The organism is Enterobacter sp. RHBSTW-00901 (genome assembly GCF_014103115.1).
Classification (GTDB): domain Bacteria; phylum Pseudomonadota; class Gammaproteobacteria; order Enterobacterales; family Enterobacteriaceae; genus Enterobacter; species Enterobacter cloacae_P.
The window spans coordinates 507,542-532,599 of record NZ_JABXPB010000001.1 but is presented as its reverse complement, the minus strand read 5'-3'; the positions used below and the strand labels follow the sequence as shown (position 1 = coordinate 532,599).

The window sequence follows — 25,058 nt, the reverse complement described above, 5'->3', positions numbered from 1 at the left end:
CCCGTCTGTATATGTAAATATACAGACCTAAGCTGTCATGAGGCTGACCGCTATATGACAAAATTGTCAGGGTTGTAGATTGGTTAATTTTTTTGAATACAAATTCAGCTCGTTAATAATGCAGTCAGGTTCTTCACGCAGAGGCATATTGTCTATGTCCAGAACCCCATCAATTTTTTGTGGATCATCAGCCAGCAGATCTGCAAACAGTGGGGTAAGATCATGCTGTGCTTCACCTCGTTCAGCCACCAGTTCGAACGTTTTATTTTTTGCCTCGTCGTGGGTCAGGGCACTGACCAGAACCTGGGCGATTTGCTCCCGGGATATCACACCATCTTCCGGTGTTCCTGCATGGCGACGATCCCCCTGAAGCATAACGATCCTGTGTTCATCATCATTGTTGTAATCAAACCAGCCGGGCCTGACGATGGTATAGGGGTGACCAGTGGTCCTGACCAGACGCTCGGCACGTCTTTTCCAGTCATGAACCTCAGTGCGTTGATTCCAGGTGCTGAGTCGTTCAGTCACGCCAATCGTGGTCATCAGGCTGATACGAACAGATACATCCCTGAATATTCGTAAAATATTGCGCACTCCGCCATAATCTATCGCCCTGGCACCAATACGACCCTGACCATCGGAACCGAGAGTGAAAATGATGGCATCAATATCTTTCGGCAAATCAGTGAGGGTTTCAGGCAATGAAACATCGCCGTAAAAAATATCTGTTCCCCGAGGAAGCGATTTCACTTTGCGCTTATTTCGGATCAGCGCTACAGGCTGATGGCCCATTTTGATAGCGGTATTGACGACATGAAGGCCAATACTTCCTGTCGCCCCTGCAACGAGTATTTTCATGATAAACCTTCTGATAATTCAGACTTATTTTCGATACGGTCAGCATATCAATTATCATTATTGTCAGTAATAGGGCTAAAATGATTGTGTCTATGAACACCCTTCATGAGTGTGTGATGAAGGGAATGCCGCCATAAGGAAATCGCCGATGCTCAAAGAAAACTTCAATGAACTGCAAATCTTTCTTGTGGTCGCGAGGGAGAGAAGTTTTACCAAAGCAGCGGGTAAACTGGGGGTTTCTCAGTCTGCACTCAGCCACGCGATGAAGGCCCTAGAGGAAAGGCTGAATATCCGCCTTCTGACCCGTACGACCCGAAGTGTAGCCCCTACAGAGGCCGGTGAGAGAATTATTGCCTGCCTTGAGCCACGTATTGCCGATCTCGAGCAGGAACTGGAATCGCTGGTTCAGCTGAACGGCACTGCCTCCGGTAATATCCGTTTATCTGCCGGGGAGCATGCCGTGCGAAGTCTGGTATGGCCGAAGCTAAAACCCTTCCTCAGGGAATACCCGGAAATCAATGTTGAACTGGTCGTTGATAACGGCTTTGTCGATATTGTTGAGGGGCGTTTTGATGCCGGGATCCGTCTGGGCGAAAGCGTGGATAAGGACATGATTGCGGTAAGAATTGGGCCGGACATGAGAATGGCTGTGGTAGGAGCGCCGTCTTATTTCGCTGCAAATCCTGCACCTGAAACGCCGCACGAGCTACAAAATCATCGGTGTATCAATATGCGCCTGCCGACAGCCGGTGGGCTTTACCACTGGGAGTTTGAGAAGGATGGGAAACCGTTACGGGTCAGAGTGGAAGGGCAGGTCACGTTTAATCTGCAGGCAGAAAGGATTGATGCGGCGTTATCCGGTTTTGGCATTGCCTGTATACCTGAAGACAGGGTGCAGGATTATATAAAGTCAGGAGAGCTTATTCAGGTTCTGCAGGACTGGTGTCCGTCTTTCCCCGGATATTATCTTTACTACCCGAGCCGTAAGCAGCATCCGCCCGCTTTTGCGCTGATGATCGATGCACTTCGCTACCAGGAATAAAGGGTCCGCCAATCTCAGCGGACCCGCCCGGGTATTAACGGCCTACGCGGGCCTGGTGCTCAGGAGAGTAACGTTCGCCGACGACTTTAATCGTCTCAAGCGCCTGGGTTATCTGCCGTGAGTCATCCTGCGACAGAATGATATCGGCGGCCTCCAGGTTTTCTTCCAGCCGGTGCAGTTTGGTGGTTCCAGGGATAGGCACAATCCACGGCTTTTGTGCCAGCAGCCATGCCAGCGCGATTTGTGCAGACGTCACGCCTTTTTCTGCCGCCAGTTCACCCAGCAATGAGACCAGCTTTGCATTGGCTTCAATCGCCTGCTCTGCGAAACGCGGCACCGTGCTGCGGTAATCATCCTTCCCAAAAGTGGTTCCTGGCTTAATCGAGCCCGTCAGGAAGCCCTTGCCTAATGGGCTGAAGGGCACAAAACCAATGCCCAGTTCTTCCAGCAACGGCAGGATCTCCCGCTCAGGCTCGCGCCACCACATGGAGTATTCGCTTTGAAGCGCAGTGACCGGTTGTACGGCATGCGCACGACGAATAGTTTGCGCACCCGCTTCGGACAGACCGAAATGTTTAACTTTGCCTTCAGCTATCAGGTCTTTTACCGTACCCGCAACATCTTCAATCGGGACATCCGGATCGACACGGTGTTGATACAGCAGGTCAATGACATCAGTCTTAAGACGGCGTAATGATCCTTCCACAGCTTCACGGATATGCTCCGGACGGCTGTTTAAAATCTGCTGCTTGTTGTCGTCGCCAAATGTAAAACCAAACTTGGTGGCGATGACCACGCGGTCACGAAACGGTTTTAAGGCTTCGCCGACAACCTCTTCATTAAGGAAGGGGCCATATACTTCGGCGGTATCGAAGAAGGTGACGCCACGTTCAACCGCAGTGCGAATGAGCTCGATAGCCTGTCGGGTATCGGTCGCCGGGCCGTAGCCGTGGCTTAAGCCCATGCAACCGAGCCCAAGCGCGGAGACTTCGAGTCGGGATTTACCCAGATAACGTTTTTGCATTGAATGAATACCTCTTTTATCGCGACTTAAACATCAAGTTTGCGGCCAGTCAGCCATTCCACCATCGCCGGATCGCGGTGAGAGAAGAAGGCGCTGGTTGCGGTGTCGAGGGCGGAAATCTGCAGCATATCTTCAGAGCTGAGTTCAAAATCGAGAATGTTGATGTTCTCTTCCATGCGTTCTTTGCGCACCGATTTCGCCAGCGAAACGATACCTCGCTGGAAGATCCAACGCAGTACAACCTGGCCCACGCTCTTGCCGTACTTCTGGCCAATTGCCGTTAACACGGGATGCTGGAACAGGCCATTTTTACCCTCAGCAAACGGTGCCCAGGCTTCCGGCTGAATGCCATGGCTTTGATTCCATGGAACCGCATGCAGCTGCTGGTTGAAGGGGTTAACTTCAATCTGGTTCACCGCAGGGGAAACTTTGTTGAAGGCGATAAGGTCGGCCAGACGGTCAGGATGGAAATTGCTGACACCAATGGCGCGAATTTTGCCTGCCTGTTGCAGTTCTTCCATGGCACGCCATGCCCCATGGACATCGCCATAAGGCTGGTGAATCAGATACAGGTCGACGTAATCAAGTTGCAGCCGGTTCAGGGAGCGTTCGAACTGTGCTTTAGCGCCTTCGTAATTGGTATCCTGTAGCCACAGTTTGGTCGTTACAAAAAGTTCGTTACGTGCGATACCGGTCTGTTTCAGTGCGTTCCCCACTTGTGTTTCATTCTGGTAAGACGCGGCGGTATCGATCAGGCGGTATCCCGTATCGATGGCATCAATAACGGCTCTTTCGCATTCAACGGCATCAGACATCTGAAACACACCAAAGCCCAGCAGGGGCATTTCAATCCCGTTGTTCAGTTTTACAGTTTGCATGACGTTATCCTCCAGCTATTGTGTTGGAAAAGCATAACGCAAACTGATTTATTCGATTAGATGGGGTAATTAGCTAGGGTTTATTAGATGTGTTCATTAATTTAGAGGGGAGGTGGTCGGCTTTGTACCCGAAGCCAAAAGTTACGAGCGGCACAAAGTAAACAGCGTTTAGGTAGATGATGTCAAATAAAGGAAAAATTGATGCAAAAGTGCCCTGTAGAACGTTAAAATGACCATATTGAGATTAATCCTAATACTTTATGGGCGCATCAGATGGCAGTTAAGCGAGCGTATTACGGCAACGAAGGTGACAAAGACTACTTTGAGCGAGTGTTTCAATCGGCCAATATCAACTTTCTTATCGGGTCTGGCGCATCGCTTCCCGCGATCAGAGTGCTAGGAACAATCGAAAGTGATCTTCAGCAGCTCATTAATGATGAAATGGAAGAGGAATACTTTGACCTAGCAGCTAGCTTTTTAACTGCTGTCTGGCTTCCGCATGAATATATGCTAAATCGTGATAATGGACTCCCATTTGTTCCCCTTGTTATCACGAACATTAATGCCACCAGGGAAAATTATGATGCCTTTATCTCTTCGCTAGAAAAAATACTTACACGCCGCCGTACTGGTCTGCTTCCTCGACGTATAAATGTATTTACGACTAATTATGATTTGTTTATTGAAGATGCATCAACACGCAATAATAATGTAATTTTTAATGATGGGTTCAGCAAGCGAACAAATCTCTTTGGAGATAAGGAATTTGACGCAAGCAGCTTTAATTATTCAGTTAGTGCCACTGGTAATCTATATAATTACAAAGTCGAACTTCCTACTATTAATCTTATAAAACTTCATGGTTCTCTTTCATGGAAAAACTTGATGGATAAGATTATTTACAAGATTTCCGATGTGAAACCACTGCGGTTTAACTCTCAGCTAGAAAGGAAAGAGTGGGTTCTTGCTCATACCCTTATTCTTCCGAGAAAGGAAAAATTTAAAGAAACTCTTCTGCAAAATGTTTATTATGATTTGCTGAGAACCTATTCAAATGAGCTGGATAAAGAGGCCACCCTGCTCGTTGTATTTGGTTTTTCATTTGCTGATGAACATCTTGAAACGCTAACAAAGAAAGCACTTCGTAATGCTACTCTCAAGCTACTAATATTTGCTTTTGACGAGGCAAGTGTTAATGGGTTTATGGATAAATTTCGTGATTATTCCAACGTGGAAGTAATCTTTCGGCCGGGAGGGAATATAGATTTCCCGGTAATGAATAACATTATCACAAGTTATCTTGGAGGGGCGAGGTGAACGGGCATTTTACGGATGAGGAAGCGGTATTACGGGTAGGCGAAGTCTGCGAAGTAGCTGGGCGAGCAGTAATTATCCTCGTAGATAAAAACAAAAATCTTAGCGATTTATTTTATCAAGGAAAAGTTCTGAGAAATGTTTCCGTAGGAAGTTTTATTGAAATCAAGAAAGGATTTATGAGCCTGATTGGCAAAGTGGAATCAGAGAGACTCATTGAAGAAAAACATCCTTCTGGCAGTGGCAGCGATGCTTGGCGTTATCGTCGCTACTTGACGGCCACGTTAACGGGATACATCGACCGAACGAGAGGTTTCGTTAGCGGATCGCGTGAGCTACCCCTCATAGGTAATGAGGCCTTTGTTGTTACTGAAGAGATGGTACAGACGGTACACCAGATCGCGAAAGAGGGCGAAACGGTAATGTCTTTCACTCGAACAGATCTTGAAGATATAGAAATCTCGTTACCAGTCAATGGTCTCATAAATTCTCATATTGCAATTTTTGGCAACACCGGCAGTGGGAAATCCAATACACTTGCAGCACTTTATAAAGCTGGAATTGCTCAGATAAAACCGATGCTGGGTGACAGTTTTAATGAAAAGTGCCGATTTATTCTCTTCGACTTTAATGGCGAATATACAACGCAAAATTGTATTACTGATGAGAAAACGGTTTATAACCTGAACACACACCATGCTAATGGCAATAAGCTTCCACTTCCTAAAGAAGTACTACTTGAACATGACATGCTTTCTGTTCTGACAGATGCGACGGATAAGACCCAAAAACCTTTTTTAAAACGTGTTTTGGAATTCCAGTCCGAAGTTATGGGGTCTGATAATGCTCTTGAATACATGAGGAATGTGCTAAAGAAAAAAATAAAGCAGAACTTGTTTAGTGGTGATAAGATAAAAAGTGAAGCAATAAATGCAATGTTTAGTCCGATCTTCTGTGACGATCCAGATCTTTTATCTGATCTTGAGTTTCACTCAGGAGGCTCAAAATGGAAAATAAGAAACGAACGGCACTATTTCAACTCTGAAGTCGATGTGGAAAGATCTTATATCTACGCTAAAGCTTGCTCTTTTAATTTTAAAGAAGATATGATAGAAAGTCTCTTGGATTTTATGTGGCTTAAGCTTATCTATGAATTTTTCTCCAATAAATCGAATCCGGAACATGTCTCGCCTGTAATAAATAGAATGAATGCAAACCGGAAAGATATAGCTAAAATATTTGATACATCTGGAGATAGAGACTTCTGGAATGGAGGTAATTTCATCGTTATCAACCTCAATATGGTTAATATTACAATGAAGAAAACACTCCCTCTTTTGATTGCAAAATGGGCTTATAACTTGAAAAAAATGTCTACCGAGCCTTCAACGCTTCATATCATTATTGATGAAGCTCATAACATCCTCTCAAACACATCATTTAGAGAAAGTGAAAGCTGGAAAGATTATAGGCTCGAAACTTTTGAAGAGATTATCAAAGAGGGACGTAAATTTGGCGTGTTTGTAACAATTTCCAGCCAGCGCCCGAACGATATATCATCAACTATCATTTCTCAAGCGCACAACTATTTTATTCATCGTCTTATTAATCAAAATGATCTTTATGCAATTGAAAAGTCTGTTTCTTATATTGATCGGTTGACAGAGGAGTCCATTCCGACACTTTCCACAGGAACCTGCATATTCAGTGGTATTGTTAGCCCAATGCCGCTGAAACTGAGAGTGGCGGAACTTCCCAATAACCAGAAACCTCGAAGTAAAACAATAACATTCGGCGAGTTGATCGACAGAGAGCAAGGGAATGATATAGAAGGTAACTTATTATAATTATGCAATTATATGCATTTTCAGATTTTCGCAATAAGTTTGGCGTGACTGGGTTATATGATGCCTTGAACTGATCTTGAACGTAGCTCGGTACGTCCAACATGGTGCCGCAGTTCGCTCAAAGCAGGCAGTCACGTTCAACAGCTTTGCGCCAACATTAGACCATTCATTTTTATAAAGCAGATGCTAGTATTGAGTCCTGTATAATGAGGACTCAATACTATTCCGTTCTACTGCAAATTTTTCTCTTTCAAGAATTTACTCACCAAATCAGCAATCTGCACATTATTTAAATCAGAGAACGGGAAGTGGGTATTCCCTTTGATTCCCACTTCAGGCAGATGAGTCACCGTCACATCCCCGCCATGCTTATTCACCACGTCGCGCCACTCCCGAGCCATTGCAAGGCGTACGCGCCAGCTGTCCTGCGCGGGCATGGCTACAGGTTTATCCGGTATGTTATCGCCGTAAATAATCAGAATCGGGATTTTGGTCAGAGCCATAAACTGCTCCATCGGCACTGGCTCACCCTTCAGCGTGTCGAACGCGCTTGGCATAGGGGCTGGGAGTTCTTTTTCCGGGAAGACAAAGCTGCTGCCAGGCTCAAAGGCGACAATGGCTTTGACCTTGTCATTTTTCATCGCCGTGTACCAGCCTGGTCCGCCACCCTGAGAGTGGGTGAAGAGGATAGCGGGGCCGGATTTATCCACGACGGCCGACATCGCATCAGAGATAACATTGACATCAAACGGCCCCGTATTTGGGGTCATCTGACGGAAATACTGATTCAGTGCTTCTTTGTCGTGAGAGAACTGAACGCCCTTAAAATACTCTGGCCACACGCCAACGCGGAACTGATTGAACCACATCTGTTCATCCGGCTTAGGCGTAACAGTACCTTCTACAGTCGTGCGTCCGGCGCTGCCCCGACGCGGCTGATCGACAAGATAAGTTGAGAACCCGCGACGCAGGAAGATGTTCTGGAACCCTTCGCGACCATCCGGGGTACTTTCCCAGGTACGGGAGAACTGACCTGCGCCGTGCAGCATGACGATAGGGTATTTATGCGGATTCTCCGGGATTTGGTAGAACACTGAGGCATGATCGCCATGACAGGTTTGGCCAGCTGAATCCAGCGGCTTTTTTGCATCAAATGTTCCTGGTGCGGTGATGATAGTGCCACCAGCAGAAAAGCTTCCCTGTTCCTGAATGACCAGCGGCTCGGCGTATACCGACTGAGCCATCAGGCCACCCGCCATCACGCAGATGGCCAGCGTTTTTAAGATTGTCTTCAAGGTTACATCCTCTGTTATGTTTGCCGTTCAATCATATCTGAGTAGTCAGCGTTAATTATTTAGCACCCCTGATTGCCCTTATTTGGCAGACTCATGAATGCGGACGATTAACTGCGTATTGTCTCTAACCAACTTGTTACCGTTTCAGTGGTTCTTCGCTCCTGGTCGCATTCAATGACCAGCGGTTTTTCCCGACGCGCAGTTGGGGCGAGACTGGCAAGGATGTCGTCGCTGTCTCCTTTACCGTAGCCACCGTGAGTAATGAACGGGATGAGTAATTTGCCCGCAAGGTTGTGGCTGCTGAGAAAGGTTTGCACTACAGGCGGCACGCTGGTCCCCCAGATCGGAAAGCCTAAATACACGGTTTCGTAGCGTGAGATATCTGCAACGCTATTTTTTAATGCCGGTTTTACTCCCCGCTCGCGCTCATTTTTTGCCTGATCAACGGTCTGGAAATAGTCTTCCGGATAAGGCGTAGCCGGTTCTATTTCAAACAGATCGGTATTCAGGCTGCGGTGAATGACGCCCGCAACGACTCGTGTATTTCCGCTGCGGGAAAAGTACGCCACCAGAACACGGCTTTTACCCTGTACATTTGCGGTTCCGTTGGCTGCCGATGCCAGGGAGACGTTCGCGAGTGTTAGCCCGGCAAACGCGGCGATTAACCTTCTGCGGTGGGGATCATGCTCCATAGCCAGCTCCTGTTAGTTTGCGAGGGCCTGTTGCAGCGCCTTTTCAGCTCGTGTTGCTGCATCATTTTCGCCATGTTCACGCAGAACCTGTGCCAGCTGGCGCAGTTGCGCAGCTGTCAGGCCGACCCGCATGCTGGCTCGTGTATGTGATAACAACTGGGCTTCAACGCCTGGTGTGGCCGCTAATGCGCCAACTGTTGCCAGCTCGCGGCTTTGCCAGTCGAGGTTATCACGGGCGAAAATGTCGCCGAAAAGGTGCGTTTGCAGGAACTGGTTAATCACCGGGGCAAAATCAAACAGTGGGCCCTGGACGGGCGCGCCTGAGATTTTTGTCTGGTTTGCGGTACCGACACGGCGAAGCTCATCCCCGACAGGGATCGGGGCAACCGGTTCTTTACCCTCAACGTCTTTGATACCACGTTGTTTACGTGCTTCGACGACCTTCATCAGTTCACTAAGCGCATTCAGGCTACGAGGGAAGCCCGTATAGGCATAAAGCTGGACGAGGATCTCTTTGGCTTCGTTTATCGTAAGTCCGGCGTCGAGTCCCTGATTCAGGGCGGCATTCAGCTTATCCATCTGACTGCTGGCCATCGATGCCGCAATCAACGGGATAGCCTGCTGGCTGGCTGAAAGCGTATCTGAAACGGTTTGTTCGTGGTTCATTTCTGAGACTCCTTTATTGACGGGGGCAGCATGTGCGGCGAGACCAAAACCAAAGGTCAGCAGTACCGCTGCCGCTAATGCCTTAATGAGCGTGGTATTGTTCATCTGTCACTAACTCCTTCCAGTTAACGCTTTTGCCATCCACAATCCCGGTTATCGCCAGATGCGTCATTGCGCTGCCGGGCGCCGCGCCGTGCCAGTGTTTGATGCCCGCCGGGCAAGAGACAACGTCGCCCGCGCGGATGACCTGTACCGGCTGGCCTTCCTGCTGGGTGAGCCCAACACCCGAGGTCACAATCAGCCGCTGACCTGCCGGATGCGTATGCCAGGCGGAGCGAGCGCCGGGTTCAAAGGTGACATAAGCGCCGGAAACGCTGATGTCGTTATCCGGTTTGAAGAGAGGATCAACCCTGACGCGACCGATAAAATTCTCCGCTGACCCATACACCGCATTCTGACTTCCTGCGGGGGCGATATGGACAACGGGATTTTGCTCTGCAGCCCAGGATGAAAAGGTGAAGAAGGGCAGTAACAGCCCGAGGTAACGTAAATGTCCGATCATGCAAAGCGTCCTTATCATTGAAGAGGCGGATTGCCTGCGATGATTTTATCGAGAGGGTAATGACGTCAGGCTGACGCCTCCCTGACAATTCTGTCAGTTAATCCCTATTGTGGTGACATCGCTTTGCATTTTCTAAATATAAAAAACCAAAGCAAAAAACGCGTCATTAATGCAAATAAAACAATAATGGCCAGGTAGCGTAGATAAAAAAGAAGGGCAGATTCTTCGTAATCGAAAAAGGAGAAATCGACCTTCATCAGCAAATAATCGAAATAGTCCTGGTTCAGTGACCCGTACAATCCCAGTAGTGCGATGAGCGAAAAAACACATGGCATAATGATATTTGCAACGTGTGAGTCGCCGGAGATGTTCAGGACCCGGCAGAAAAACGTTGCCAGCATTTTCCAGTGCAACCCGATATGCAGCGCCAGAATGAGCATTCCCCAGTGGACTGATGTCATGTGCACTTTTCTGCCCCAGTTCGCCGGGTTGTGGAACGGCAGCGCCAGAAGGATATGTCGGGACAGCATCATGCCAGAGACAATAGCGGTCAGAATGACAACGAACGTCACTGCATTAATGACTCTATTAACTATCTGCATCGTTAACGGAATATTCGGCGACTGTAACCATAATCGATGGCGGTTAAGGTATAAATGCAACATGATGAGCAACGTAAAAATAATACCCGCCCATTCATGTACGATTTCTCCGTGAAGATGAAACCCCATCAGTACCAGCAGAAGTAACGTCATGAGCGTATCCTGCATGACCTGGAAAATATAAATTTTCTTCATGTCGATGGATTAACGCTGTGGCTGAACTTGTTTTACCCATTGCTCAACTTGCGTGGGAACATTTGGATCTGAAATATCATTGCGCGAGATCGAGAGTGCACGAGTGACTAACCTGGCCTGCGGCTGCATGCGGGCAATTTCTCGCAGGGAGTCTGCTAAACGGCTGCCTCCATGGGTGGTAAAGAGAATGACTGTTTTGCCGGCAAAATCATTTTGCTCAAAGAGGCTGTATATCACCATTGGCATGGTATACCACCAGATGGGATAGCCAACGTAAATGGTGTCGTAATTGCTGAGATCGTGGAGCGGCGTTTTGAGTGATGGCCTGGCGTTAGTTTGCTGTTCCTTTTCGGCAACGCGTAACAGTGCATCATGCTGGCGAGGGTAAGGGGTGACGGTTTCAATACGAAACAGCTCGCCGTGAGTCTGCTTCTGAATCAGTTGCGCAACAAACTGCGTGCTGCCGGTCTCTGGCGTATTTTTTTGTAATACGCTGGCCCCGGAAAAACCATCGACAGCACCAGGTTTCATTTCTTCGGGCTGGGAAAAATAGATAATCAGCGTGCGGGATTGTGCCGAAGAATCCTCTGATGCGAACGCGGGTTGTCCCAGAAACCCCATGACCATCATCGCCAGAAACCCGCTAACTACCTTTTTTATTTTCACTGTTTCCTTCCTTCATCAGCAGTGGTGAGTCTTAGCAGTGATTCTGGCGCAGGTAACCTGACATCAGACTGACAGTTCTCTGACAATTTCGTCAGCAGGCTTAGATGATAGTGGGCGTCCAATCAGTCTCTCTGTTCGGATAGCATCAGGCTGTTTAGCAAACGTAATTCCAAAGGTATTGATACCGTTTTCGCTCCGCGCAAAGACATCTCCCCGGTGCATAATGGCGACGGCACGCACGATCGACAGGCCCAGTCCATGATGGGTATCACTCCTGGCCCGGGAGGTGTCAACGCGATAGAACCGCTCGAAAAGCCGGTGTAAGTGCTCTGGTGATATCGGATCGCCCGGGTTTGAAACTTCAACACAGGCTTGATGACCGGTTTCGTTTAACCGCACCGTAACCGTGCTGTTGGAGGGGGAGTGTCTTGCGCTATTTTCCAGCAAATTAGCCAGTGAGCGGTGGAACAGTCGCCGGTCGATGTGCGCCGTGACGTCGCCCTGAACATCCAGAGAGAGCTGTTTTTCAGCAAAAGAGGGTTCCACATACTCGGCTGTTTTCAGGGTTTCTTCCCGCAGGGAAACCTGCGTAAGCTGGGACGCATGTTCACCCGCGTGGGCATGGGACAGGAACAGCATGTCGTTAACGATCGACGTCATGCGCTCAAGTTCTTCCAGATTGGAACCCAATAACTCTTCCAGTTCATCATGCGAACGTCGGCGCGAGAGGCCCAGTTGCGTCTGGCCGATCAGGTTAGTAAGCGGAGTCCGGAGTTCATGCGCAACATCGGCATTAAAGCTTTCGAGCTGCCTCCAGGCGACCTCTTGCCGTTCCAGCACGCCATTAAAAGATGATGCTAATTGCTGTAATTCGTCAGGTAATGCTTCGGTATTCAGGCGCTGACCATGGTCCCCGGGCGCGAGTTGCCGGGCCTGTTTACTGAGCGCCCCAACGGGACGAAGACCGATCCTTGACACAACGTATCCCAGTAAGGCGACAATCACGACGCCCAGTGCGGTAATGATCAGCAATGTATGCGTGAACGCATCGAGTGTGCCCATGTAAGGCGTGGAGTCGATGGCAACCACATAGCGCAACTCAGGTCTTTCACCGTTGGCGGGGATCGTTTTCACCAACAGAAACAACGAGCATGCCCCTTCCGATGCGCCGGGCACTTTATTAAAGCCTTCCTGTAAAGAAGACCACTGAACACCCACCGGTGGCGTTCCCCCCATGCTAAAGCGCGGGTTATCGCTCACTATCCAGTAGCGAACGCGTTCACCTTCAGAATTGGTTAACACGGTGAATTTATTGGCAAGCAGTGACCAGCCGTCAGCCGAGGTTCGTGCGGTGATCCACGGGCTCATTAATGATTCCCGGAACAGCAGCTCGTTATGCATCTGCTTTTGCAAAGAATCATGCAGAGAACTTCTTAACAAGATGCCAATAACGGACACAATCAGCAGCGCGGACAGGGCAAACATCAGCGCCAGGTGAACGGAGATAGAGCGCTTAAGCATACATATCCCCTTCATTATTCTGACCGGACTTCGAGGACATACCCCATGCCACGAACGGTATGTAATAGCTTGACGTCGAATGGCGCATCCACTTTCGCGCGAAGTCGTTTAATGGCTACTTCAACCACGTTGGCGTCGCTGTCAAAATTCATGTCCCATACCTGCTCGGCAATCATCATCTTTGACAGAATCTCCCCCTGATGGCGGGCCAAAAGGCTCAGCAGGGAAAACTCTTTCGCGGTCAGCTCCAGTCGCGTTCCGGCACGAAATACGCGGCGAGCAAGCAGGTCGAGATGCAGATCGTGAATTTGCAGCTGTGTGATGTCTGCGCCATCCGTAGCGCGGCGACGCACCAGGGCCTGAATACGCGCCACCAGTTCGATAAGAGAGAAGGGCTTGGGGAGATAATCATCCGCGCCAAGACGCAGCCCTTTAACGCGCTCATCGACCGATCCCCGTGCAGAGAGCATCAGCACCGGCGTCTGTTTGGCGGCTCGCACACCCTCGAGTACCCGGTATCCGTCCAACCCCGGCAGCATCACATCAAGGATTATCGCGTCGTAGTCGAACTCCAGCGCGTAATGAAGACCTTCAGCGCCATCTGCAGAGACATCTACCGTAAATCCGGACTCACTCAACGCACGGTTGAGATAGGTTGACGTTTTTTCTTCATCTTCGACTAACAACAGGCGCATAACGGGACTTCCTCTTAACTTTTCATCGGTGCTTCAACATCGGAATAAACCTGCACAGCATCCGGCAGACGTTGACCCTGGATAGTGATGGCGTCCAGTGAGCGGGTGAGCTCGGTCATCTCGGCGAGAGTCAGCGGCACGCCGGTAGCCGCTGTGTTTTGCAATATATGGTCTTTATTGGTGGTGCCAGGGATGGGAACAATCCAGGGTTTACGCGCCAGCAGCCATGCCAGTGCAATCTGCCCCGGCGCGGCATTTTTTCTTATTGCCCAGGATTTCAGTAGTTCAACCAGTTGTAAGTTGTGTGAAAGGTTATCAGGCGAGAAACGTGTTTCCGTCGCGCGGAAATCACCGGCAGCGAACCGGGTATTCTCATCAATCCAGCCCGTTAAAAACTGCACGCCGAGTGGACTCCATGGCACGAACCCAATGCCCAGCTCTTCACACACCGGAAGCACCTGCTTTTCAGGGCCACGCCAGAGCATGGAGTATTCACTTTGTACGGCAGTAACGGGTAATGCTGCATGGGCGCGCCTCAATGTGTTGATGCCCATTTCAGACAGACCCCAGTGCAGGACTTTCCCTTGATCCATTAAATCTTTCACCACACCGGCGACATCTTCGATCGGGATCTGCGGATCAACCCGGTGTTGATACAGTAAATCGATGCGATCGGTGCGCAGGCGTTTGAGCATATTGTCGACGACCTGTCTGATATGCTCCGGTCTGCTGTTAAGGCCCGGCAGACGCTTACCCGTCTGTTGGTCAATGTTCCAGCCAAACTTAGTGGCGATAACGATTTTATCCCTGAACGGGGCGACGCCTTCCCCAAGAATTTTTTCGACTTCAAACGGGCCGTAGGCTTCAGCAGCGTCGAAGAACGTTACCCCTTCATCAAATGCCCGGTGGATAACATTGATCATCTCGGGACGCCAGGGAACAGAGGTGTCGTATTTGCGACTCATGTTCTGCACGCCCAGACCGATGGCAGAAACTTCCAGCTTCCCGAGTTTACGCTTGCCAGGAGCAGCATTGCGTTGGATGGGTTGTCTGGATGAATCGACCTGAGAGGTTTGGCTCGTCGCTGATACGTGCGGAATCAGCGAGGCGGCGGCAATACCGGCCCCGGCGACTAATAGCTTGCGCCGCTCTGGCATTGTTGGGGCATTCTGGCTTTTCATTGATCGCTCCGTTTCTCAGAAAATTAAACATGACTCTCATTTAAGCGGGACCATTCTGCGTTGTGTTTGCCAACATAAAGCTGACGGCTACCTGACAGCGTTGTCAGAAACACCTACCTATCCAGTCTGTTTCCTGACAAAAATGTTATTTCCCTGTCACGATGCTGACAGCCCTCTCCGCCTAATCTGAGCCTGCAAATTTGATTCTGCGAGCCTGTATAACCAGGCCGACACTCATCGGGAGAGACCATGAAATTCACGCTTATCAGTGCAATGCTAATCACGGCTATGGCCGGAGTGACCTCAGTCAATGCGGCTGATTACAAAAAAAATCCATTCACTCTGGCCTATGACGGAGCCATCACCGAGAACGTCAAAGGCAAGGTCAACATTCATCCGGTGAAATACGATCTGCATGGCATCCAGATTGCGGCGAATGTCTATACCCCTGCTAACTACGATCCCGCCAAAAAATACCCTGCGGTGGTGGTCGCACATCCTAATGGTGGCGTAAAAGAACAGGTTGCCGGGTTGTATGCCCAGCGTCTCGCTGAGCAGGGCTACATCACAATTACCGCCGACGCGGCGTATCAGGGCGCTAGCGGTGGGATGCCGCGCAGCGTGGATAAACCTGCTAATCGTATCGAGGACATTCACGGCATGGCTGACTACATCAGCCAGTATCCTGGTGTCGATACCGCCCGCCTTGGTCTGCTGGGTATTTGCGGTGGCGGCGGTTATTCACTTGTTGCGGCTGAAACTGACAAGCGGTTTAAATCGATAGCAACCATCAGCATGTTTAATTCAGGCCTTGTGCGCCGTAACGGTATGCAGGATTCTCAGCTGGATACTCTCCAGCAGCGTCTTCAGCAGGCTTCTGATGCACGTGCTCAGGAAGCAGCCGGAGGCGAAGTGCTTTACTCCGGCGATGCCAACCTGACAGATGAACAGATTGCTAAATTACCTTTTGCCTTGTATCGCCAGGGTTACGAGTACTACTGGAAAACCCACGCGCACCGGAATTCCACGTTTAAATACACCACAAGCAGTCTTCTGGATTTGATGAGCTTTGACGTAACGGACCATATCAATCTCATCAATAAACCGTTGTTGATGATTGCCGGTACAAAAGCAGATACGCTCTATATGACTGAAGATGCGTTCGCGAAAGCCACCGGTACGAAGGACAAAGAACTCTTCCTGATCGATGGCGCTACCCATATCGAGACGTATTGGGTGCCTAAATACGTTGACCAGGCGATGCAAAAGTTAGACGTCTTCTTCGATAAAAATATTTAGTTAGCCTCCGATGACGCCCCAGCCGTGCAGGCTGGGGTATGTCCATCAGCTGTAGCCATTTTCCGCTTGCGTGTTCACGCGATAGACCCAGATTAACGAAGTTGCGGTTAAAGATAATTACGCTGCTTAAATAGACGCTATGAATGGAATTCATAGACCTAATCTGGAACCGGGAATGAAAACTATGAACCTGATGTGACAGGATTGTTCGGGAGAGAGTGAATCATTCACTTCAAATTACTTTCAGGCGGAGAAGCAAATGAGTACGCAAGAACCAACGTTTAGTGAGGTAGTAAAAAACAGATACTCGGCCAGAGCCTTTCTTCCATCTCCCATCCCCAGCGATATCCTCAAAGACATTTTGCTCGAAGCGCAATGCGCACCATCCAACTGCAATACTCAACCCTGGTCCCTGCATATCGTTGCAGGAGATAAACTTCGTGAATTAAGCCACGCACTGACGGAAGATCTGAGGGTTGGGAACTACAGTCTTGATTTTACGTTTGATAAAGAAGCTTATCCCAAGCCATTCAGGCAACGGGCTTCGGAGCAGGGGCGCTCGTACTATCAGGCACTGGGCGTTGCGCGGGGGGATAACTTAAGTCGCTCAGAAGTGGTCGAGCGTAATGTGAGATTTTTCGGCGCGCCTCATGTTGCTCTGCTGTTCATTCCTGCTGTAGGGGACAACGTTCGCGTAGCCTCTGACGCCGGTATGTATGCGCAGACATTCCTGCTTTCCCTGGCAGCTCGCGGTTACGCAGGCGTTCCACAGGCAGTGCTGAGTTATTTTGCCCAAACGGTGCGTCGAATATTAAATGTTCCTGAGGGTTTCAGGCTGCTTTACGGTATTTCTTTTGGGATCCCAGATAAAACGCATCCCTCCCTGAGTTACAGGGAAGGGCGGGTATCTCTGGACGAAAGTGTCGTCTGGCATCAATAACGACGTTTTATTTTTTTATCTGAACGGTCAGTGCCATCAGGGCGCTGGCTGCTGTAAACAACGCAATTATCCAGCCCATCGTCCAGGGTGTGCCATCACTGAACAAGGCAAGAAGCAGTGAAGAGATGATGCCGCTGCCGTATTGTAACGCGCCCATTAGCGCCGACGCGGAGCCAGCCACATTAGGCACTGCGTCCAGAGCGCAAGCCGTGGATGTCGCCGCGATGATGCCATTCATAGAGAAGAACACGAACACAGCGCCGACAATCACGGTAATTCCACCCACACCCAGGCCGGTGGTGACCGCCAGCACTATTGCGGCAATAGTGGCGATGAATACGGCATTCCTGAGCAACGCTTCCAGTGGATAGCGGTGAACCAGGCGTCTGTTGACCATGCTCACCGCCATTAGTCCAACAATGTTTACTGCAAACAACCAACCGTAATGCTGCGGGTCAACGCCGAAGTACGTGATGTACACAAACGGAGAGCCGGTGATAAAGGCGTAGGCTGCAACGTAGTAGAACGTCAGGCACAAAGTAAATCGCATGTATCTGGCGTTGGTGAGCAAGGCATAGTAGTTGTGAAAGGCTCTGGTTACGGAGGCTTGTGAGCGTTTTTCAGCAGGTAATGTTTCGGGTAACCAGAATAAAGACATCAGCATTAATGCTCCGATAATCGCCAGCAGCCAGAAGATGGCATGCCACGAGGTGACTTTAATCATCTGCCCGCCGATCAGGGGCCCGGCAATCGGCGCGATGGCCATGATTATCATCAGTGTCGAAAGCATTTGTGCAGCACGAGTACGGTTAAACAGGTCACGGATCATCGCTCGAGCCAGCATCGGCCCGGTACAGGCTCCTAACGCCTGAAAAACACGCCAGAAGACTATTTGCACGATATCTGTTGATAACGCGCAGCCCACCGAGCCGATGATGAATAGACCTAAACCGATAAACAGCGGCAGTCGACGCCCATAACGATCGCTAATCGGTCCCCAAATCAGTTGTGCAATGCAAAAGCCGATAAGAAACCCTGTGATTGTCAGCTCTGCGTCACCCTGTAAATCCTTTGCCATGACGGGCATAGCCGGAAGATAGATGTCGGTGGATAAAGAGGTGACAGCCATCAGGGCGCTGAGAATGAGCAAAAACGTTAGACCGTGTTTTGTAGCCGTGGGAGTTTGCTTTTGGAAATTAATAGTGGACATGTTAACCCTAAAAAGAGGCAGGAATCATCACATCTTAATGGATTTAGTAAGCTTGATAATGACTGTCTGTGGGATAGGCACTATGAATCATACTCATCAATCTATGAAATATGATGATTAGAGTAAGTAAAAGTGGGTTTTTATCTATCGGAAGACTCAATTCAAATTCGCTGGAAGTTTACCTTTTACATTAGATATTCAAGTGAATTAGTATAAAACATAGGGTCAATCCAATATTTCACCCTATGTTTTTTACAGATGCATTACTTTTTATACAATTTCAAATATAATATCTATATGAATCCTTATTTAGGGTGGTCAAATATTATTTGTCACCATTCTTCTCGCCTTGCCGGTAAGTTATTATCTTTTTGTACCACACTAGAATGATTTATATCAGGTGAATGGGGTCCAGAACTAAGCAAAACTTCCACCCCTAAAATATTAAACACTTTGTATAGACGCGCAATACTTGCACTTGAAGGATTTGCCTCAAATCGCGCATAAGTCTGCTGAGTCACACCCAATCTGGCAGATAATTCTCTTTGAGTTAATCCTTTTGATTTACGAAAACCAATTAAAAGGGGGCGTAGATGGCTAAGAAGTTTAACTGGAAAAACAGTACTCATAAGAAGGTGACCATGTTTATTATTTGAAGTACTTCAAGCAAGCTGTTCTTTTGTAAAGTGAAGGGGAGGGCTTTTAAATAAACCACCCCCGGTGATACCGCTCTCAGTTGAATAGATCTTTGAATGTGAAGTCTTCGTCATAAACATTATCTTCTAGCAAGTTGTAGGTTTTTCTTTGCGAAATGTTTGTTCCTGGGGAAGCTAAATGCATATCTGAATGTTTCGTACGCTTATAGTTGCTCTGGTTACTCACCACTTCTATAAACCGCTTGGCATATCTTAATGGAACTTTACTGGTCAGTGACCAGCCGCCTAAAGCACGAAGTTGCTCAATAGCTGGTTCAAGTACTCCATTCATCCTTGCTCGAATACCATAGTCTTGCGCCATTATTAGTGATTCACTCAGGAGACTATTGTAAATAAACTCAAGAGTGATATTAGCCCAAGTATGCCGCCCAACGTGTGGTGTTATATTAACCATATTATTAATAGTTTTATTATTTTCGCACGATAATGTGGGAATAGGGCAATGAATGCTGGATCAATTTTTTCCTTATAAAATGTTCGAATTGCATCGTAAGTTAATGGAGTTAACCTACCTGATCCTTTAATAAAAACAAATTCATGGTCATCAATTTTTTTCTCTTCAAATAATGGGGACCGATATTGCTCCATATAAATGGTAAACATAATGAAGTCATCTTCGGTCAGTTCGATTTGTCGCTGCGAATGCTCAGTCTTGAGTGAAGGTTGTTGTTTCCTTGGATCAACTACATCATCTGGTAGATTTTGTACAATCAGGATGAAACGAATGTTACCTCGTGCGTCTGGAAGGGTTGGCCCCACGCAATCCTTCAACAACAATTGAACTTCACCAACACGTAAGCCATAGTTAAACATTAACCGGTGGATAAGGTAGTTACGGTATTGTTGAAATCCTGAATCGAATGGGTTTTGGGGATTAACCACGGCCATGATTAATTCGCCGGTCTCGATATCTGTAAATTCAGGAGTGGAGGGGATTAACATGTTCGTTAGTTCGACACTTTGCTGACTGGTGATACTTTTGTATCGGTGTGCGGGTTCGTTCCTGGATACTTCAACTCTGTTGAAGACCTTAATTCTGTCAGCGAGATCTCTGTGGTTCGCCTGGTTAATCTGGTGAGCTTCAGTAGGTGACATATCTTGGTATGCCAGATTCATATATCTATAGTTGAGATACTTAAGGAATCGGCCAACGTTTCTGACGTGGTTACCATAGGTGGACTTGTTGGTTCTGGAGAGTGCCGAATGTAAAAACCCGTTAGAGATTATGTCGGTCTCGTCACTCAGGTGCTGCTTCCCGAGCAGGTAGGTAAAGAAGCCATCAAGCTCCCTGATATAACAGGAGATATTGTAGCCAGACCGATAGAAATCGTAGTCAAATGTTCGTTTGTGCTTCTTAAAGTAATAGACGTAAAAGAAACGCAGCGAACACAGAATGTTTTCTTGAGTCCCCAGATGTTTCTTGCTCAGTTCATTCATTCCATAAATTGTGGCGAACATGACCGGTAGGGTAGTCACATCATCAACTATGAGATGAGTTCTCTGGTTGTTCCTCGATAAATGTAAGATGGAATATGCCATGAACTTAGCGGATGCCCCGTAATTTTTGCGTTATGAAGTCATCGTAAGTCCACAACTAAACTTTGGCAACTGACTGATTCATCGGTAAGTTCCTGAAAAAGAGGAACTCATGAACTTAAGAACAAACCCACCATATTTAACATAATATACATTATGCGCACTAACATAGATTCAGGTGAAATCTGGTGTTTTGTGGTCATACTTGGTCTGGTCGTTGATGACCTCTGAAAGTCCTTTTCCAGCGCTGATACCATCACACTTGCCATCTGATAATCAGGCTGACCACCTGACAACTGTTTTTCCAGGCATCGCGTTCACGACGTGCATGCTCCAGTTACACAGGAAATTCACCTGCACTTTGCTGAGGCATGCCCACTCCTGGTTCATAGTGGATCTGATAACGTTGCTTTAGTCCGCACCGTGCCAGGAATTCCTCTTATTTTTGTGCGCACTCGGTTTCCGACGGATCTCTGTCATCCTGACAGGCATATCCCGAAATTCCTTATCCTGCTTTATTATCATTTCTCTGGGTAAAGATGCTCGCTCATTACTCCATTCATCAACGATATATAACAGGAAAAGCTCCGGCTTAACGGAACGGCTCTTCCCTACTATTATTTCTGAGAATTAAAACGGCATTTTAAAGCAGCGCTTGTCCGGCAAGATGGCCAACCCCCATCGACAAAGCCATTGCCATAGTACTCCAGAACGTAATTCTGACGATCGCCCTTACAGGAGAGGCTTTGCTTACAACCGAAGATATATAACCAAGTGCAGCCAGCGAACAAAGAGTGGACAGAATAATAAACAAAGAAACCAGCGTTGGTGGTGATAACCAGGCAACGAATAAAGGCAACACCGCGCCGGCAGAAAAACTCAGTGCTGAAAAGAGAGCTGCCTGTAGAGGCCGCGCAGAATTCGTACCTGTCAACCCGAGCTCTTCCCGGGCATGAGCATCCAGTGCATCCTTCACCATTAACTGCTCTGCAACCTGGTGAGCAAGTACCGGCTCCACTCCACGTTGTATATACAATGACGTAAGCTCCCGCACCTCTCCCTGATAATCTGCTTCCAGTTCCTTTTGTTCCTGTGCCAGAGCTGCGTTTTCTGTATCCGCCTGTGATGAAACTGAAACATATTCCCCTGTCGCCATCGACATCGCTCCCGCAACCAGGCCGGCAACCCCCGCCAGTAAAACACCTGAGGGACCGGTATTTGCCGACGCGACGCCAAGGACAAGGCTCGCTGTCGACACAATACCGTCATTTGCCCCCAGCACGGCAGCCCTTAACCATCCAACGCTTTCAATACTGTGTCGTTCAAGATGCATGTTCCTGTTTTCCTGTTACGTTCGCTTTGTTGGTAGATATGTGAATAAGATAACGTTCATCGTTTAAATTAAAAGATACATGTCTGTTTATTCAGGAGACAATACCAAACCAGATAACGGTTAATGGTTCATATGATCCACTTTTAACCGCCCCAGGCGCATAATACTGGAGGAAAAAACCATGAAAAACAGCCGGTTCTTACTCGATATTATGCTGCTAATTTTCCCCCTACTGGCGTTGACGCTATACATCGTCAATCAGGATACTACGTGGGGACAGAATACCTCCGTTATATTAATCATTTCGACTATCCCTTCTTTACTTTTGTTAACTTATGAAGTGGTTAAGTCATTATTAAGTCATAAGTTTGGGGTAGATTTACTCGCCATTCTTTCAATGTCCGGGGCTCTGTGGATGGATGAACCGGCCACTGCGGCCGTGATTGCCGCCATGACGGCTTCAGGCCGATTTTTAGAAAACTACGCCCGGGGTCGCGCAGAACGTGAAATGGTCGCGCTACTTTCCAGGGTACCCCGTTTTGCCAACCGACTGACTGAGAATGGCATCCAGGTTATTCCCGTTGAATCCATTCAACCTGGTTACTTGCTTCTGGTTAAGCTGGGGGAAACCATTCCAGTAGATGGCCCGTTGGTGAGTGTGAGCGCAGTGCTGAACGAATCCTCTATTACCGGGGAATCGTTGCCGGTCACCAGACAAACCGGTGAATTACTGTTAAGTGGTACAATTAATGCTGGTGACGCACTGAAAATGCACGCTGCCCGTGCCGCTAAAGACAGCACACTTCAGGGTATCATCAGTGTGGTTGAACAAGCAGGCCAGGCACGTGCGCCCGCGGTCAGACTCGCTGATCGTTATGCTGCCTGGTTCATCCCTTTCACCCTTGGCGTTGCCTGGCTGGCCGGGATGGTGAGCCATGATCCATTACGCGCACTGGCCGTTCTGGTTGTTGCAACGCCTTGTCCCCTCCTCCTGGCGGTGCCGGTGGCACTGGTATCCGGTATTTCTCGTTGCGCAAAGCGGGGAATTTTGATCAAAGGCAGCTCTGCGCTGGAACAACTTGCCCGGGCTGATTATTTGTTTTTTGACAAGACCGGCACTCTGACTGGCGGTATGGCAAAACTGATGTCGATTCACAGTTTCTCCCCCCAGTTCACACAACCTGATTTGCTCAAACTGGCAGCCAGCATGGACCAACTTTCCTGCCATGTTATTGCCAGTGCTATTTTGCAGGCTGCACAAGAGCAAGGACTTGGATCATTACCGATGCCAGAGTCAGTACAGGAAGTGGCTGGGGCCGGGTTAACGGGAAAGGTGAACGGACAACAGGTATGTATTGGGACACTGGATTTTGTCCTGAGCCAGTCACACGCGGGCAACTGGCTGGAGTCTGCCCGCCAGCGCCTGTTAATTGAGAACTCGACGGTAGTTGCGATTGCAGTTAATTCGGAACTGGTCGGCTGGTTGTTATTTTCTGATCAGTTGCGACTTGAAACCCCCCGGGCTTTGCGCATGTTGCGCAAATCAGGCGTTCACGAGATCGTCATGCTGACAGGTGACAAGCAGGAGGTGGCGGAAAGTATTGGCACCGGCCTCGGTGTAGATCAGGTACTGGCAGAATTGACTCCTGAAATGAAACTGAAGTACGTCTCAAAAGCGTCATCCGCTCACTGCACGATGATGGTTGGTGATGGGGTGAATGATGCCCCTGCTCTGGCGGCTGCGGATGTCGGTGTTGCAATGGGGGCAAGAGGTACGGCTGCCGCAGCAGAAAGTGCAGATGTTGTGCTACTGACAGACCGTTTAGACCGGCTGGCTGAGGCCAAAGTCATCGCCAGGCTGTCAATTCGTATTGCCAGACAAAGTGTCTGGCTCGGTATGGGGCTGTGCTGTGTTGCTATGGTCTTTGCCGCGCTGGGTCTGCTTCTCCCCTTTGAAGGTGCCCTCTTGCAGGAGTTCATTGATCTGCTTGCCATTATGTCGGCATTACGGGTTCTTGCGAGTGGGATAACTCGCCCGGCGGACAGGACAATGAGTGCAGAGCAGGTTGCTGCATTGCGCAATGAACACCACCGGTTGCAGCCATTACTCCAGCGTTTGACTGAGGTTGCAACACTGTTACCCCAGGCAAGTCCGGAAGAACGACGAACGCTCATGAAGACACTCCATGATCAACTGACCCAGGATATACTTGCTCATGAGCAGCAGGATGAACAGGGACTGTACCCCACCATGACATTGATGCTGGCCGGTGATGACCCGCTGGCTGCGATGAGCAGAAGTCACCAGGAGATTTATCTGCTTGTCAGAAAACTGGGCCAGTTGAGCATCCTTCTACAAAGCACAGACGGCTCTCCAGGTACTGTTCAGGATATTCAGCAGTGTCTTTATGGCCTTGAAGCAATTCTGAGATTGCATTTTGCTCAGGAAGAAGAATTATTTAGCGGTCTTCAGAATTAGCCTCCCCACTTCCGATGCGGTACAACGCTGACCGAAAGGCATGGAATTGTCGGTAATGCCCACTATATTTATATATTCGAATTATCGTATGTGTTATTGATTTTATGATGCTGACGTGTACCATGGGCCTAAATAAGAAGGAGGAATAATGTCTCTGACAGCCCTGCAGCTTTTCAAAAACTTGTCCGATGAAACTCGTTTGAGTATCGTCCTACTACTCAGAGAAATGGGAGAGCTGTGCGTGTGCGATCTCTGCACGGCGCTGGATCAGTCACAACCCAAGATCTCCCGCCACCTGGCAATGCTGCGTGAAAGCGGTTTATTACTGGATCGTAAACAGGGCAAATGGGTTCACTACCGCCTATCCCCGCATATTCCTTCCTGGGCTGCTCAGGTGATTGAGCAAGCCTGGTTAAGCCAACAGGACGACGTACAGGCCATCGCCCGTAAGCTGGCATCGGCAAACTGCTCTGGTAGCGGTAAAGCTATTTGTATCTAAAAAAATTT

At 48.6% G+C, this 25,058-nt stretch carries 24 protein-coding genes; 7 read left to right on the top strand and 17 right to left on the bottom strand.

The window, feature by feature from the left end:
• Positions 1-66: 66 nt before the first annotated feature.
• Entirely contained in the window at positions 67-858 is a 792-nt protein-coding gene (locus tag HV318_RS02740) for an SDR family oxidoreductase (protein ID WP_182271443.1), read from the bottom strand.
• 148 nt (positions 859-1,006) lie between these two features.
• Between HV318_RS02740 and HV318_RS02735 the strand changes: the two genes are divergently transcribed.
• Positions 1,007-1,900 (top strand): LysR family transcriptional regulator, encoded by an 894-nt coding sequence (locus HV318_RS02735; protein WP_182271442.1) that lies wholly within the window; start codon positions 1,007-1,009, stop codon positions 1,898-1,900.
• Between the two features lie 34 nt (positions 1,901-1,934).
• Here the strand turns inward: HV318_RS02735 and HV318_RS02730 are convergent, their stop codons facing one another.
• Together HV318_RS02730 and HV318_RS02725 are read right to left on the bottom strand one after the other, a co-directional pair.
• A complete protein-coding gene (locus HV318_RS02730) occupies positions 1,935-2,924 on the bottom strand; it encodes an aldo/keto reductase (protein WP_182271441.1) in 990 nt (329 codons plus the stop codon).
• Positions 2,925-2,950: 26 nt separating this feature from the next.
• Positions 2,951-3,802, bottom strand: a complete 852-nt coding sequence (locus tag HV318_RS02725) for an aldo/keto reductase (RefSeq protein ID WP_182271440.1) — start codon at positions 3,800-3,802, stop codon at positions 2,951-2,953.
• Between the two features lie 273 nt (positions 3,803-4,075).
• Here HV318_RS02725 and HV318_RS02720 point away from each other — a divergent pair, with 273 nt between their 5' ends.
• On the top strand, positions 4,076-5,119 hold the full coding sequence (locus HV318_RS02720) for an SIR2 family protein (RefSeq protein ID WP_128771843.1): 1,044 nt from the start codon (positions 4,076-4,078) through the stop codon (positions 5,117-5,119).
• Positions 5,116-6,963 (top strand): ATP-binding protein, encoded by a 1,848-nt coding sequence (locus HV318_RS02715; protein ID WP_182271439.1) that lies wholly within the window; start codon positions 5,116-5,118, stop codon positions 6,961-6,963. Before HV318_RS02720 ends, HV318_RS02715 begins: the two co-directional genes overlap by 4 nt.
• A 230-nt stretch (positions 6,964-7,193) precedes the next feature.
• Here the strand turns inward: HV318_RS02715 and HV318_RS02710 are convergent, their stop codons facing one another.
• From HV318_RS02710 to HV318_RS02670, 9 genes are all read right to left on the bottom strand, one after another.
• Positions 7,194-8,258 carry an alpha/beta hydrolase gene (locus tag HV318_RS02710; RefSeq protein ID WP_182271438.1) on the bottom strand — a complete coding sequence of 355 codons (1,065 nt, stop codon included), beginning with the start codon at positions 8,256-8,258 and terminating at the stop codon, positions 7,194-7,196.
• Between the two features lie 107 nt (positions 8,259-8,365).
• Positions 8,366-8,950 carry a flavodoxin gene (locus tag HV318_RS02705; protein ID WP_182271437.1) on the bottom strand — a complete coding sequence of 195 codons (585 nt, stop codon included), beginning with the start codon at positions 8,948-8,950 and terminating at the stop codon, positions 8,366-8,368.
• A 12-nt stretch (positions 8,951-8,962) separates the two neighbouring features.
• The gene (locus tag HV318_RS02700; RefSeq protein WP_182271436.1) at positions 8,963-9,721 is read right to left on the bottom strand and encodes a carboxymuconolactone decarboxylase family protein; all 759 of its coding nucleotides are present in this window, start codon (positions 9,719-9,721) and stop codon (positions 8,963-8,965) included.
• Complete coding sequence (locus HV318_RS02695; protein WP_182271435.1) at positions 9,699-10,178, bottom strand: (R)-mandelonitrile lyase; 480 nt, start codon at positions 10,176-10,178, stop codon at positions 9,699-9,701. The genes HV318_RS02700 and HV318_RS02695 overlap by 23 nt, the downstream gene beginning before the upstream one ends.
• 104 nt (positions 10,179-10,282) lie before the next feature.
• Positions 10,283-10,933, bottom strand: a complete 651-nt coding sequence (locus HV318_RS02690) for a DUF4405 domain-containing protein (RefSeq protein WP_182271434.1) — start codon at positions 10,931-10,933, stop codon at positions 10,283-10,285.
• 51 nt (positions 10,934-10,984) lie between these two features.
• Positions 10,985-11,602, bottom strand: coding sequence for a flavodoxin (locus tag HV318_RS02685; RefSeq protein WP_524537208.1), 618 nt, complete (start codon positions 11,600-11,602; stop codon positions 10,985-10,987).
• A 102-nt stretch (positions 11,603-11,704) separates the two neighbouring features.
• Positions 11,705-13,162, bottom strand: a complete 1,458-nt coding sequence (locus tag HV318_RS02680; RefSeq protein ID WP_182271432.1) for a heavy metal sensor histidine kinase — start codon at positions 13,160-13,162, stop codon at positions 11,705-11,707.
• Between the two features lie 14 nt (positions 13,163-13,176).
• A complete protein-coding gene (locus tag HV318_RS02675) occupies positions 13,177-13,857 on the bottom strand; it encodes a heavy metal response regulator transcription factor (RefSeq protein ID WP_182271431.1) in 681 nt (226 codons plus the stop codon).
• A gap of 14 nt (positions 13,858-13,871) precedes the next feature.
• On the bottom strand, positions 13,872-15,038 hold the full coding sequence (locus HV318_RS02670) for an aldo/keto reductase (protein ID WP_182271430.1): 1,167 nt from the start codon (positions 15,036-15,038) through the stop codon (positions 13,872-13,874).
• A gap of 273 nt (positions 15,039-15,311) precedes the next feature.
• Between HV318_RS02670 and HV318_RS02665 the strand changes: the two genes are divergently transcribed.
• Both HV318_RS02665 and HV318_RS02660 read left to right on the top strand, forming a co-directional pair.
• Entirely contained in the window at positions 15,312-16,337 is a 1,026-nt protein-coding gene (locus HV318_RS02665) for an alpha/beta hydrolase (protein ID WP_249421819.1), read from the top strand.
• Positions 16,338-16,596: 259 nt separating this feature from the next.
• Positions 16,597-17,277, top strand: coding sequence for a nitroreductase (locus tag HV318_RS02660; protein WP_182271428.1), 681 nt, complete (start codon positions 16,597-16,599; stop codon positions 17,275-17,277).
• 7 nt (positions 17,278-17,284) lie between these two features.
• Here HV318_RS02660 and HV318_RS02655 read toward each other — a convergent pair whose 3' ends face one another.
• The 5 genes from HV318_RS02655 to HV318_RS02640 all read right to left on the bottom strand — a co-directional run bounded on the left by HV318_RS02655 (position 17,285) and on the right by HV318_RS02640 (position 22,072).
• A complete protein-coding gene (locus tag HV318_RS02655; RefSeq protein ID WP_021571253.1) occupies positions 17,285-18,487 on the bottom strand; it encodes a multidrug effflux MFS transporter in 1,203 nt (400 codons plus the stop codon).
• Between the two features lie 332 nt (positions 18,488-18,819).
• Complete coding sequence (gene relB, locus HV318_RS02650) at positions 18,820-19,116, bottom strand: type II toxin-antitoxin system RelB family anti-toxin (protein WP_182271427.1); 297 nt, start codon at positions 19,114-19,116, stop codon at positions 18,820-18,822.
• A 103-nt stretch (positions 19,117-19,219) separates the two neighbouring features.
• A complete protein-coding gene (locus HV318_RS24145) occupies positions 19,220-19,504 on the bottom strand; it encodes a hypothetical protein (RefSeq protein WP_249421785.1) in 285 nt (94 codons plus the stop codon).
• Positions 19,505-19,584: 80 nt separating this feature from the next.
• A complete protein-coding gene (locus HV318_RS02645; RefSeq protein WP_249421784.1) occupies positions 19,585-20,640 on the bottom strand; it encodes a site-specific integrase in 1,056 nt (351 codons plus the stop codon).
• 742 nt (positions 20,641-21,382) lie between these two features.
• Positions 21,383-22,072 (bottom strand): VIT1/CCC1 transporter family protein, encoded by a 690-nt coding sequence (locus tag HV318_RS02640; RefSeq protein ID WP_182271426.1) that lies wholly within the window; start codon positions 22,070-22,072, stop codon positions 21,383-21,385.
• A 181-nt stretch (positions 22,073-22,253) separates the two neighbouring features.
• On the opposite strand from HV318_RS02640, the gene HV318_RS02635 reads away from it, so the two are divergent.
• Together HV318_RS02635 and arsR are read left to right on the top strand one after the other, a co-directional pair.
• Positions 22,254-24,551 carry a heavy metal translocating P-type ATPase gene (locus HV318_RS02635; protein WP_182271425.1) on the top strand — a complete coding sequence of 766 codons (2,298 nt, stop codon included), beginning with the start codon at positions 22,254-22,256 and terminating at the stop codon, positions 24,549-24,551.
• Positions 24,552-24,699: 148 nt separating this feature from the next.
• Positions 24,700-25,050, top strand: coding sequence for an As(III)-sensing metalloregulatory transcriptional repressor ArsR (gene arsR / locus HV318_RS02630; protein WP_182271424.1), 351 nt, complete (start codon positions 24,700-24,702; stop codon positions 25,048-25,050).
• Positions 25,051-25,058: the final 8 nt, after the last annotated feature.